This is a genomic window from Xenorhabdus koppenhoeferi, from assembly GCF_900116635.1.
Lineage (GTDB): Bacteria > Pseudomonadota > Gammaproteobacteria > Enterobacterales > Enterobacteriaceae > Xenorhabdus > Xenorhabdus koppenhoeferi.
On sequence record NZ_FPBJ01000056.1, the window covers coordinates 1 to 11,217 of the forward strand.

Below are 11,217 nucleotides of genomic sequence, written 5' to 3' on the forward strand. Positions count from 1 at the left end.
GATTGCAGCAGTCAGGGTAGTTTTACCGTGGTCAACGTGGCCTATAGTACCAACGTTAACGTGCGGTTTTGAACGTTCAAACTTTTCTTTAGACACGACTCTATTCCTTAATACCGCTCCCCCACCACAAAAATGAGGGAGCTAAAAAGATAGTAAACTCGAAAAATTATCTAGATTTACGAGCTTCGATAATAGCCTGAGCGACGTTGCTAGGCGCTTCGTTGTACTTCAAGAACTCCATGGAGTAAGAAGCACGACCTTGGGTCTGAGAACGCAGGTCAGTAGCATAACCAAACATTTCAGACAATGGTACCTGTGCACGAATAACTTTGCCCGTAGCTAGATCACCCATACCATCGATCATACCACGGCGACGGTTCAAGTCACCGATGACGTCACCCATGTAGTCTTCTGGTGTTTCCACTTCAACTTTCATGATAGGCTCCAGCAGAATTGGTTTAGCTTTCATGAAGCCTTCTTTAAATGCCATGGATGCAGCAATTTTGAAGGCGATTTCTGAAGAGTCAACGTCATGATAAGAACCATCGAACAGAGCAACTTTAACGTCAACGATTGGATAACCAGCCAGAACACCGCTCTTCAGCTGTTCCTGAATACCTTTATCAACGCCCGGGATGTATTCTTTAGGAACAACACCACCAACGATTTCGTTAGCGAATTCGTAACCAGCGCCGCCAGCTTCCAGAGGCTCAATACGTAACCATACGTGACCGTACTGACCACGACCACCGGACTGTTTAGCGTGTTTACCTTCCTGCTCAACAGAAGCACGGATGGTTTCACGATAAGCAACCTGAGGTTTACCTACATTCGCTTCAACGTTGAACTCACGACGCATACGGTCAACCAGAACGTCGAGATGCAGCTCACCCATACCTGCGATGATGGTCTGACCAGTCTCTTCATCACTGCTTACGCGGAATGATGGATCTTCCTGAGCCAGACGGCCTAAAGCGATGCCCATTTTTTCTTGGTCAGCTTTAGTTTTTGGCTCGATAGCAACAGAGATAACTGGCTCTGGGAATTCCATGCGCTCCAGGATGATTGGTGCGCCCATGTCACAAAGAGTATCACCTGTAGTTACATCTTTAAGACCGATTGCAGCAGCGATATCGCCTGCACGGACTTCTTTGATTTCTTCACGTTTGTTGGCGTGCATCTGTACGATACGGCCAAAACGTTCTTTCTTGTCTTTAATCGGGTTCAGTACGGTGTCACCAGAGTTAACAACACCCGAGTAAACGCGGAAGAAAGTCAAGTTACCTACGAATGGGTCAGTAGCGATTTTGAACGCCAGCGCAGAGAATGGCTCGTCATCGCTGGAATGACGTTCTGCTGGAGTATCTTTACCGTCTGGCAGCATACCTTTGATGGATTCAACGTCAGTTGGTGCCGGCAGATATTCGATAACTGCATCCAACATTGCCTGAACACCTTTGTTCTTAAACGCAGAACCACAGGTAACCAGGATAATTTCGCCAGTCAGAACACGCTTACGCAGAGCTACTTTGATCTCTTCTTCAGTCAGGTCTTCACCACCCAGATATTTGTCCATCAGTTCTTCTGATGCTTCTGCTGCGGATTCAATCAGATTCTGATGCCATTCTTGCGCCAGTTCAACCATGTCTGCTGGGATATCTTCATAAGTGAAGGTAGTACCCTGATCAGCTTCATTCCAGTTGATTGCTTTCATTTTCAACAGGTCAACAATACCGGTGAAGGTATCTTCAGCACCGATTGCCAGTTGAAGTGGAACCGGGTTAGCAGCCAGACGAGTTTTAATCTGCTCAACAACGCGTAGGAAGTTCGCACCCATACGGTCCATTTTGTTAACGAACGCGATGCGTGGAACATTATATTTGTTAGCCTGACGCCATACGGTTTCAGACTGAGGCTGAACACCACCAACTGCACAGTAAACCATTACTGCACCGTCAAGAACACGCATAGAACGTTCTACTTCGATGGTGAAATCGACGTGTCCTGGGGTATCGATAATGTTGATGCGGTGTGGTTCAAACTGCTTAGCCATACCAGACCAGAATGCAGTAGTCGCAGCAGAGGTAATGGTGATACCACGTTCCTGCTCCTGCTCCATCCAGTCCATCGTTGCTGAACCTTCGTGAGTTTCACCAATTTTATGGTTTACACCTGTGTAAAACAGAATGCGTTCAGTTGTCGTGGTTTTACCGGCGTCGATGTGGGCACTGATACCGATATTACGGTAACGTGCTATAGGTGTTTTACGAGCCATTTTTTCCTCTCTCGTGGGCGTTCAATTTAGAGAACGGGTAGCCGAGCAGCTACCCAGAACATATTCACTGCCGATGGGTGACCAACGAATGGATTACCAACGGTAGTGTGCGAACGCCTTGTTAGCTTCTGCCATACGATGAACGTCTTCACGTTTCTTCACAGCAGCGCCTTTGTTTTCAGCCGCATCAGATAATTCATTCACCAGGCGCAGAGCCATCGACTTATCACCGCGTTTACGAGCAGCATCAACGATCCAACGCATTGCCAGTGCATTGCGACGAACCGGACGAACTTCAACTGGAACTTGATAAGTAGAACCACCAACACGGCGGGACTTAACTTCCACAGTCGGGCGCACGTTATCCAGTGCCAACTCGAATGCTTCCAGATGATCTTTACTAGAACGCTGAGCCAGGGTCTCAAGCGCACTATATACAATTGCTTCTGCGGTAGATTTCTTACCATCTACCATCAGGATATTAACAAATTTGGCCAGCAGTTCAGATCCGAACTTTGGATCTGGCAGAATTTTACGTTGGCCAATTACACGACGACGTGGCATGGAAATACTCCGTTTCGAATTCAGGGTTGTCCAAAACTCTATGAGTTTATTTTGACATTAAAGTGAAAAATGTTTGGCCTTACTTAACGGAGAACCATTAAGCCTTTGGCTTCTTCACACCGTACTTAGAACGACCTTGCTTACGGTCTTTAACGCCGGCACAGTCCAGGGCACCGCGAACAGTGTGGTAACGCACACCTGGCAAGTCTTTAACACGACCGCCACGGATCAGAATAACGGAGTGTTCCTGCAAGTTGTGGCCTTCACCACCGATGTAGGAAGAAACTTCGTAACCATTAGTCAAACGCACACGACATACTTTACGCAGTGCGGAGTTTGGTTTTTTAGGAGTGGTAGTATATACACGAGTACATACGCCACGTTTTTGCGGGCAAGCTTCCAGAGCAGGAACGTTGCTTTTCACAACTTTCGAGCTACGAGATTTGCGCACCAGCTGGTTGATAGTTGCCATTATTAAAAAAGCTCCTAGTTTTTTGCTTCGTAAACACGGATTTTACCCTCTGTCAGTCATGATGACAAAACGAGACGACGCGGAATTTTATTGCTGACTTGACGAGGTGTCAAGAAATATACAGTTTTTCTATTCTGGTAAAATAGCGGAAATATACAATTCTCATTTACCAGGCAAAATTTTGCTGATGTTTTACCGTTAAGCTCACAAAACCGTCGTAATCAATCACCTTGACACGGTCTGAAATCTGTTCAATCAACCCCCGTGCATCCAGATCTTCCTGCAAGGCATAAATACCAGCTCCTGTACGCATCAATTTAGCTAAGTAGCGATTATCATTGATACCGAACAACACGCCATTCTGAATTAACAGAACGTCATCGGTCTCAGATACAAGAGCAAGCATTGCATTGACATCATCATGGTAAGGTGAGCGCCTAACAGTATATAACATGTTACCTACCTGTAATAGATTAAAATTTCAACACAACATCATAATCTGCCAGCTGTTTTCGTATTGCCACAGCAGAAAGAAGTTCTGCGTTAAGTACAAAATTGCTTGCCGGACTACCTCCGCGAATGATTAGATCATCAAGGCAAACGTAACATTTATCAATGTCATAAAGAGGCAAAATCTTAAAGGTTGCAATATAGTCACGGGCCAGAATTTTATCTGGCTGTTGGTTGACCAGTAATTGGAATACTCCATCAGAAATAAAGAATATGCCAATTTTATCGGTTAAGGCTGATGTCGCAAGCAGGGCATCCAGCCCCTCCCGACCTACAGAAGAGCCATGAGGGGCTTCAGTAAAAACAAAGGCGATTTTTTTCATCGATAACCACTATTTCATTAAGGCTCACATAATTTCCTCAAAACTGACATTTCATCAATGCTTACTGCGAGGCTTAAAATTGTATAACACGATCACATAGCATCATGGCTTCTGCCAGCGCCCCCAGCCCGCTAAGTTCAAACCCATTTGCCAGATTAGCAACAGGTAAATTTAATTCTTGGGCTTGTTGCTCATCCACTACACCGCGACGCAATGCTGCAGCAACGCAAATATACAGATTGAACCGATGCTGGGCTGCCAATGCCTGCCATGCCCTGACCAGATCAAATTCATCATTGGCGGGAGCAACCAGTTGATTACCGTTTAGGACACCCTCACGATAAAAGAACACACTATGTAATGTATGTCCTGCGGCGATCAGCGCCTGAGCAAATTGATAGGCACTGCTGGCTTGTTGAGTACCGTAAGCTGGCCCGGTGACCAGCAGACAATAAGACAGTGACGACATTACTTCTCCGGACTGACACATTCGCCGTTTTTCAACTGGCGAATATAGAGGTATACCGTATGCTTGGAGATATTCAAACGATCAGCAACCTGATTAATAGCATCCTTAATATCAAAAATGCCTTTCTCATAAAGAGTTAACACTACCTGTCTATTTTTCACATTGTTGGAAACATTGCGGTCGGCATTCACTTCTTCAATAGTAAATTCCAGAGTTTGTGCAACCAGGTCATCCACAGAAGATGCAAAGTTAACGTTCGAAGCGACTTCGTGGGTTTTTTCTGGGATAAAAGTCTGAATAATTTCAGAGAAAGGTACATCAAGGTTCATATTAATGCATAACAGCCCAATAACCCGACGCTGGCGATTGCGAATAGCAATTGTTATAGATTTCATCAACGAACCGCTTTTTGCCCGCGTGAAATAGGCTTTAGAAACACTGCTGTCTTCATCCGTAATATCGTGGAGCATCCGCAACGCCAAATCTGTAATCGGAGAACCGATCTTACGACCAGTATGTTCCCCATTAGCTATTCTGACAGCTGAACATTTAAGATCTTCCAGTGAATGAAGAACTATTTCACAATGCCCACCTATCAACATAGCCAGGCCATCAACAGCAGCTTCGTAAGATTTTAAAATTTCATGATCTGTTTCATTAAACGATTGGTTTTCCAGTAAATCAATATCACTGTTATCACCAGTTAATAGCGGGGTAGACATGTTAATACACCATCCTTCAAGCTCAGACTTTGCCTCACCAAAATATTAAGGCGAGATTTATTATAAAATCACATTACTACAACCAAGAGTCTACCTCAGTAAACATCTATACCCAATGGATTTCAAGATGCAGCGCGACGGCAAGGGAATGACAAATTCGTCAGGAACGAATTTGCCCAGCCAAAGGCTGGCCTCCGGTGAAAGGCAGGAGCCTTTCATTAATCCCCAGGAGCATAGCTAACTATGTGACTGGGGTGAGTGAGCGAAGCCAACAAAGCTGCAACTTGAAAGACGACGGGTATACTGTTGCAGGCAGAATGTTCTATATTCTATTCGGAATAATGACGTTAAAACTACTGTTGACGTTAAAACTACATTGAATTTACGTCAAGCCCTTGCTGAAGATACCACAGGGCTTTATCACAGCTTTATGCCTAATACGCTTAAAATATGAAAACGATATTTCATTTAATACCACAGGAAATAATGAGCAGACATGCCATTTTTCTTTATTCATGCTTATTATTCATCAAAGATGAAATAAATATCACCAGCAAATCGAAAGACGAAAGAAAGATGAAAATGAAAGGTACAAATAATAAAACAGGAGCGATTAAACTCCTGTCTGTATTGTCTCGCAATTATTACAGGAACTATTTTGCCTTGGCAGCAGGTTTAATATCCAGTAATTCAATATCAAAAACTAAAGTCGAATTAGCTGGAATTTTAGGCAGGTTTGCTTGGTCATAAGCTAACTTAGGTGGGATAACCAATGTAATTTTTCCGCCTTTCTTCACATTCTGTAAGCCTTCTTTCCAACCTGGAATCACGCTGTCCAGGCGAATTGACAGAGGTTCTTTACGTTCATAAGAACTGTCGAAAACTTGCCCGTCAATCAAAGAACCTTTGTAGTTAACAACTACAGTATCAGTTTCTTTAGGAGCCTTGCCAGTACCTTCTTTTTCAATTTTGTAAAGAAGCCCTGATTTGGTTTCCACTACGCCAGCCTGCTTAGCGAACTTTTTACGGTATTCATCACCTTTTGCGCCATTTTCACCAGCATCTTTCTCTGCCTTAGCCTGAGCCACCTCTTTCACTTTTTTTTCAAAAGCCAACAAAGTGTTCTGAATTTCTTGATCAGTCAATTTGCTTTTACTATTTAAAGCATCTTCAACACCAGCCAACAACTGTGTTTTTTCTAAGTTGATACCGAGTGTTTTCTGCTCTTTCAAGGAATTTTCCATGTAGCTACCCAAAGAGGCACCCAGAGCATAAGAATTTTGCTGTTCTACCGTTTTAAATGCACTATTCAGTTTTATTTCACCTTTAGCTTCTGTATTAGCAGCCAAAACCTGAGGTACACTGAATACTACTGCCAGAGTTGTTGCCAGCATGGTTGTTTTAAACAATGATTTCATCCTATTCTCCAATAAATTGGGGCGGTTTTACCGTCAGCTCAAGCTACGCGTAACATGTACTATAACCGTCTGCGGAAACCAATGACAATATTTGCTATACCTTGATCTAAAAACCATTGAGACAGCATTAACGTGAAGAGGTTTCGTTATCCCCTCTTCTATTGAACGTTTTGAATATTATAGTGCCACTTGGTTAGAGTAATCGTTCCATCATGTAATTAACTGATCAAAGGCAGGAGAAAGATAATGGAATTATCCGACATTGAACAAAGACTTGAACAATTGGAAACTAAACTGGCCTATCAAGAAGCCACCATTGAAGAGCTAAATCAAGAAGTAAGAAAGCAGCAGATAGAGGCAGAACAGCTGAAAGAACAACTGCGATTAATGGCTGATCGCCTGAAAATTCACCAAGTATCCATTATAGCACCACTTTCAGAAGAAACACCTCCCCCTCATTACTGATACCGCTTATTTGGAATATATCTGCCAAGGAAAGCAGAAACATAAAAAAAGAGAAGCGCATATATGTGCTTCCCTTCTTCTGCTGACTGATTTTTCATATTACTAAAAAGAAGTCTCCTTGAGTTTATCGAGGACGGTGAATCAGCGATAACCCCTATCCTGGGAAAGCTGGGCATGATGTATTTTGAACAATTATCCTGTTTGCAGACGTGGATCAATGAACTTAACGCAATAATTGACAGGTATTTCAAAGAGAACGATGTCTGCCAACGGTTGGCCACCACTCCCGGTATTGAGTCGGTGATCGCCACAGCCATTGTCAGTCGCGTTGGCGATCCTCGTCTGTGTGAGATCCCTGACCACTCGGCTACCCCGCCAAGACTATGTTAAGTTTTTCGCAAATACTTTCTTATCTTGTCATACAAAGAATTCCCGCCCACAGAAACCTACCCTCCCAAGAGAAACAAAATACATACGCAAATACATACAATGTCTATCGGCTGGGCACGGTATGCGAATTTCAATATTGATCAATGCATTTCCTCCAGAGTCTATCTTTACTTGTTCATTTGGCACTAGCACTGAGGCATCATGGCGTCGTCCATGTGTCACTGCTCCACCGACAGCGACGATGGTTTCTTCAAGGCACGTGTTATTCAGAAGCATCTTTCCATGTAGTATTCTGGGGTTGATAGTGTTTTCCAGTTGAATTATTCGACCTTCAATGAAATTTGGCACTCCATCTTGAACCGTACCACAAACAACACAACTTACCATCCACCTCTGGACAGTAGCGTCGTGAAAACTGGAAAACTGATAACGAATGGCATCTGAACTACAGTTAGGACATCCCTCAACTAAGGGATCTGCACGAAATACCCTGTAAGCATCGCGATATCCTTCAACAAAATGGTACTCGCTCTTATTGGTTTCTCGCTGCAGTTTCGCTACGATACCTCTATCGACTGACAAAGCGGTTTTCTCGACGCGCTCCAGAGCTCGAACTAAAGCACCATCTAGGCCTCCACCGCAGCGACTGCTGGATGCCCGACGAACAAGATTAGGATAAGTATTACGGAGATCGGTGAGTAATTGACGACCCTCAGAGATCCTGATACTGAGTAACGCAATGCGATCATATTCATCGAGAACCTCTCTGATCGAAGATAATACCTGCTCTGGTGATTGTTCTCGCTCTGCGATTGTCAGTTTACTGAAGTTAACATGGTTAATATTGCAATCAAGGATAGCACAAGGGCTTCCAGGAATACTTGAACTCCGAATGAACCCGGCAACTGATGCCTTTTTTGGCGCGCCGTTTAGGTAACACAATTCGTCGGATAGATTGGAAGCCTGATCTCGTATTCCGAATACTAGGCCTTTTTTGTATCCGGTTATATTTTCAGGAGCACTTTTAGAGTTGGTTTTAAGGCTTGGGTCTCCCAGAATCATGACCTTGCCCACTTCCAATCCCCAAGTAGGAAGAATTCTGTTCAATTCCCGGACAGTTTGACCTACAGTCATCCCTGCTCCCATAAGTCCGTGAAATACCAAATTCTCTTCGATACGACCATCCTTTAACAAAGGGCTTGCAACATACACCGCCGCATTACCCTCCAGGAATCTCTGCGAGATTGTATACGAGCCATCTCCATCGAATATCCCATCTTTACCGACCTTAAGTGTAAGGCATGCGTTGGCGAAAAAGACACGTCCTGGTATTGCATTGGCGGTTAACTGCTTCAAACCGGGAAGAAAACAATCGTTGTTTACCACGCAAGTCGGTAGTCGTTTCCCACATACAGAAGGTGACTGAACAGTTATTCGTCCACAAATAAGTTCATTACTGCTGAGGCGAATGTAATCTTCGCTGGCGTGTCCGATAACACTCACAATAGTTTCAGTTCCACTGATAAAATCAGGCCAATTGGTGAGTTCTTCGCTATCTTGAGGTAAAATCTTCAGCCCGGCAGCCTGACGCATTTCATTGCCCTTATGAACGGGGGCAAAACAGATATCTTCACCTTCTTGCATACAACTATAAGCGATTGTCTTCGCGAGGATAAATGTCCCTAGTTCTAAAGAATTTACAACAATGAATCCAGTCAAATCGTTGAATAATGCCAAATCTCTCATTGATGCTTTTTTATCAATAGAAACTACCACGAGATGATCGTGTGTAGCTAAATGATTATTACACCATTTTGCCATTTCCTCCCAAGACACGAAGCTGCGCATAGAAGCAGATCGTAGACTTTGAAAACCCTTCGCCAGAACTAAGGCAGACTGATCGCAGGACAGATACGCAACTGTTAACTTCTCAGTGTTGAGCCATCCGCATGGCTAATTGAGGTTTGTGTTAAAGTGAGTTGGCGTGCTCATAGGAGCATCTTCAGCGAACAAGATAGCGGTTCTCTCGCACCATTCAACAACCATCTTGCGAGCCCATGCTTTTCTAATGAGGACAGGGACAAATGGTTGTCCCCAATCACAAACTTCAAGATATCGCTCCTCAGAATGACATAGAATGACAAGCGAGGTCATTGTTATATCCCCCGTTTTATCATCGCATACGTCATAGGGCCACCAAAGGGGAGTTGGTATGCTGCTGTCACCTCGAATCCCAAGCGCTCATAGATCCTTACGTTTTTGTCATCGGAAGTCTCAAGGAACACAGGAAATCCCTCACGCTCGGCTCTCTCAAGGCCGGGTTCAATAACAGCACGGTCTAACCCTTTCCCCTGGTAATCTGGATCCACTGCTACTGCACCTAAGAACCAGCATGGAAAATTGGGCCGTTCTTTAGCCATGATAGATTCAGACGCCCGCATTACCTTTTCTCTCGTTCCTGCTATTTTTCCAAATTCGATAGATAGAGGAGCAAAAGTTGCCTCTGCGTCTTCAATATCGGGTGCCGTCCATATTGATATAGCGACTCCATCATCAGCAGCCCATACGTGACCTACTGTCATACCTACCTTTCTAAGAAAAGTCTCTTGATAGCGCCGTACTCGTTGCTGGTGATCATCTTCAGCGAGGAAATGCCGCATTAAGGAGTATCCATCGAAAGCGCGTGTCAGCGTCTGTACGCAACGCACCAACTGCATTTCTGATATTTCTTTAGATTCCCGGACAATCATGTTCATTTACTCTCCAAATATATCAATTACGTGTTTGTGCAAAGTCTGACTGGTGGACGCGATTCCCACTCCTTTGTTCGCTAGAACAGGTTGGCCCATTAGATCGGTGCATATTCCGCCAGCTTCTTCGACAATTGGGACGAGTGCCGCTACATCCCAAGGCGCTACAATTGGCTCTATGGCAACATCTAATATTCCTTCGGCAACTAAGCAGTGCTGCAAGAAATCACCAAACCCACGGTTACAGAATGTCTGCTCGGCCAAACGCTGATATTGCTGAAGTAAACCTTGTTTATGCCATGTATCAAATGCCGTGGTTGATATGTATAGCAGAATCAATATAATCAGACATAAGTCACATGCTCTGTAAACAGCTCATCAATAGAGCATCTTTCTCGTCTTCTTGTTGTTTTTGTTTCAGCCCATTTGTTTTCGATAGGATTTAAATCTGGGCTGTAAGGCGGAAGCCATTCTAACTGGCATCCGTGATCGGTTATCGCTTTTCGCGTGTCACCGCGTTTATGGAAAGGGGCATTATCCATCACAATCACTGTCCCCTTAGGGAGCTTCGGCAACAAATCTTGTGTCAGCCAGGCATGAAACACATTCGCATTAATGGTTCCGGCAAACAAACTTAAGGTCACAAAGGTATTTTTAATGATAGCACCAATGGCATTAATGCGGCCTTTGTGCTGCCAGTCATGTAAACCAAAACAGCGGGACCCTTTTAACGAATAGCCATGCGTACGTGGCATGGACTGCTCAAAGCCGCTTTCATCCAGATAAACAATCTGTTTGCCCGCCTGCTCATGATGGCGGATACGCTCGCCAAATACCTGACGAGCGTGTTCGTCAGCGG

At 44.2% G+C, this 11,217-nt stretch carries 15 protein-coding genes; 2 read left to right on the forward strand and 13 right to left on the reverse strand.

All coding sequences use genetic code 11. The features are described 5' to 3' along the window. From BM329_RS13470 to fkpA, 9 genes are all read right to left on the reverse strand, one after another. The coding region (locus tag BM329_RS13470) for a GTP-binding protein (protein ID WP_004249126.1) at window positions 1–96 on the reverse strand (96 nt) is incomplete at its 3' end. A gap of 70 nt (window positions 97–166) precedes the next feature. Further along, on the reverse strand, window positions 167–2,275 hold the full coding sequence (gene fusA / locus BM329_RS13475; RefSeq protein WP_092554158.1) for an elongation factor G: 2,109 nt from the start codon (window positions 2,273–2,275) through the stop codon (window positions 167–169). A gap of 93 nt (window positions 2,276–2,368) precedes the next feature. Continuing rightward, window positions 2,369–2,839, reverse strand: coding sequence for a 30S ribosomal protein S7 (rpsG, locus tag BM329_RS13480; protein WP_092554161.1), 471 nt, complete (start codon window positions 2,837–2,839; stop codon window positions 2,369–2,371). Between the two features lie 97 nt (window positions 2,840–2,936). Further along, the gene (gene rpsL, locus BM329_RS13485; protein ID WP_010848548.1) at window positions 2,937–3,311 is read right to left on the reverse strand and encodes a 30S ribosomal protein S12; all 375 of its coding nucleotides are present in this window, start codon (window positions 3,309–3,311) and stop codon (window positions 2,937–2,939) included. 166 nt (window positions 3,312–3,477) lie between these two features. After that, the gene (tusB, locus tag BM329_RS13490; protein WP_092554164.1) at window positions 3,478–3,765 is read right to left on the reverse strand and encodes a sulfurtransferase complex subunit TusB; all 288 of its coding nucleotides are present in this window, start codon (window positions 3,763–3,765) and stop codon (window positions 3,478–3,480) included. A 19-nt stretch (window positions 3,766–3,784) separates the two neighbouring features. Further along, window positions 3,785–4,144 carry a sulfurtransferase complex subunit TusC gene (gene tusC / locus BM329_RS13495; protein ID WP_092554167.1) on the reverse strand — a complete coding sequence of 120 codons (360 nt, stop codon included), beginning with the start codon at window positions 4,142–4,144 and terminating at the stop codon, window positions 3,785–3,787. A gap of 73 nt (window positions 4,145–4,217) precedes the next feature. Then, entirely contained in the window at window positions 4,218–4,613 is a 396-nt protein-coding gene (tusD, locus tag BM329_RS13500; protein ID WP_092554169.1) for a sulfurtransferase complex subunit TusD, read from the reverse strand. Then, a complete protein-coding gene (locus BM329_RS13505) occupies window positions 4,613–5,335 on the reverse strand; it encodes a helix-turn-helix transcriptional regulator (RefSeq protein ID WP_092554172.1) in 723 nt (240 codons plus the stop codon). Before BM329_RS13505 ends, tusD begins: the two co-directional genes overlap by 1 nt. 653 nt (window positions 5,336–5,988) lie before the next feature. Continuing rightward, window positions 5,989–6,753, reverse strand: coding sequence for an FKBP-type peptidyl-prolyl cis-trans isomerase (gene fkpA / locus BM329_RS13510; RefSeq protein WP_092554175.1), 765 nt, complete (start codon window positions 6,751–6,753; stop codon window positions 5,989–5,991). Between the two features lie 246 nt (window positions 6,754–6,999). On the opposite strand from fkpA, the gene BM329_RS13515 reads away from it, so the two are divergent. Both BM329_RS13515 and BM329_RS14550 read left to right on the forward strand, forming a co-directional pair. Continuing rightward, on the forward strand, window positions 7,000–7,218 hold the full coding sequence (locus BM329_RS13515; protein WP_092554178.1) for a SlyX family protein: 219 nt from the start codon (window positions 7,000–7,002) through the stop codon (window positions 7,216–7,218). A gap of 174 nt (window positions 7,219–7,392) precedes the next feature. After that, complete coding sequence (locus tag BM329_RS14550; protein WP_143101251.1) at window positions 7,393–7,608, forward strand: hypothetical protein; 216 nt, start codon at window positions 7,393–7,395, stop codon at window positions 7,606–7,608. 27 nt (window positions 7,609–7,635) lie between these two features. On the opposite strand, the gene BM329_RS13520 is transcribed toward BM329_RS14550, so the two are convergent. The 4 genes from BM329_RS13520 to BM329_RS13535 all read right to left on the reverse strand — a co-directional run. Further along, window positions 7,636–9,444 (reverse strand): hypothetical protein, encoded by a 1,809-nt coding sequence (locus BM329_RS13520; protein WP_245759091.1) that lies wholly within the window; start codon window positions 9,442–9,444, stop codon window positions 7,636–7,638. Between the two features lie 320 nt (window positions 9,445–9,764). Continuing rightward, window positions 9,765–10,325 (reverse strand): GNAT family N-acetyltransferase, encoded by a 561-nt coding sequence (locus BM329_RS13525; RefSeq protein ID WP_245759093.1) that lies wholly within the window; start codon window positions 10,323–10,325, stop codon window positions 9,765–9,767. 39 nt (window positions 10,326–10,364) lie between these two features. Beyond that, the gene (locus BM329_RS13530; RefSeq protein ID WP_245759092.1) at window positions 10,365–10,697 is read right to left on the reverse strand and encodes an inositol monophosphatase family protein; all 333 of its coding nucleotides are present in this window, start codon (window positions 10,695–10,697) and stop codon (window positions 10,365–10,367) included. Window positions 10,698–10,702: 5 nt separating this feature from the next. Beyond that, window positions 10,703–11,217 (reverse strand): IS630 family transposase (locus BM329_RS13535; RefSeq protein WP_245759041.1); only part of this gene is annotated, 515 nt, incomplete at its 5' end.

What these genes read in the sequence shown, in the direction of transcription:
- fusA (WP_092554158.1), bottom strand. Translation starts at nt 2,275, where the DNA reads ATGGCTCGTAAAACACCTATAGCACGTTACCGTAATATCGGTATCAGT.
- rpsG (WP_092554161.1), bottom strand. Translation starts at nt 2,839, where the DNA reads ATGCCACGTCGTCGTGTAATTGGCCAACGTAAAATTCTGCCAGATCCA.
- rpsL (WP_010848548.1), bottom strand. Translation starts at nt 3,311, where the DNA reads ATGGCAACTATCAACCAGCTGGTGCGCAAATCTCGTAGCTCGAAAGTT.
- tusB (WP_092554164.1), bottom strand. Translation starts at nt 3,765, where the DNA reads ATGTTATATACTGTTAGGCGCTCACCTTACCATGATGATGTCAATGCA.
- tusC (WP_092554167.1), bottom strand. Translation starts at nt 4,144, where the DNA reads ATGAAAAAAATCGCCTTTGTTTTTACTGAAGCCCCTCATGGCTCTTCT.
- tusD (WP_092554169.1), bottom strand. Translation starts at nt 4,613, where the DNA reads ATGTCGTCACTGTCTTATTGTCTGCTGGTCACCGGGCCAGCTTACGGT.
- BM329_RS13505 (WP_092554172.1), bottom strand. Translation starts at nt 5,335, where the DNA reads ATGTCTACCCCGCTATTAACTGGTGATAACAGTGATATTGATTTACTG.
- fkpA (WP_092554175.1), bottom strand. Translation starts at nt 6,753, where the DNA reads ATGAAATCATTGTTTAAAACAACCATGCTGGCAACAACTCTGGCAGTA.
- BM329_RS13515 (WP_092554178.1), top strand. Translation starts at nt 7,000, where the DNA reads ATGGAATTATCCGACATTGAACAAAGACTTGAACAATTGGAAACTAAA.
- BM329_RS14550 (WP_143101251.1), top strand. Translation starts at nt 7,393, where the DNA reads ATGATGTATTTTGAACAATTATCCTGTTTGCAGACGTGGATCAATGAA.
- BM329_RS13525 (WP_245759093.1), bottom strand. Translation starts at nt 10,325, where the DNA reads ATGCAGTTGGTGCGTTGCGTACAGACGCTGACACGCGCTTTCGATGGA.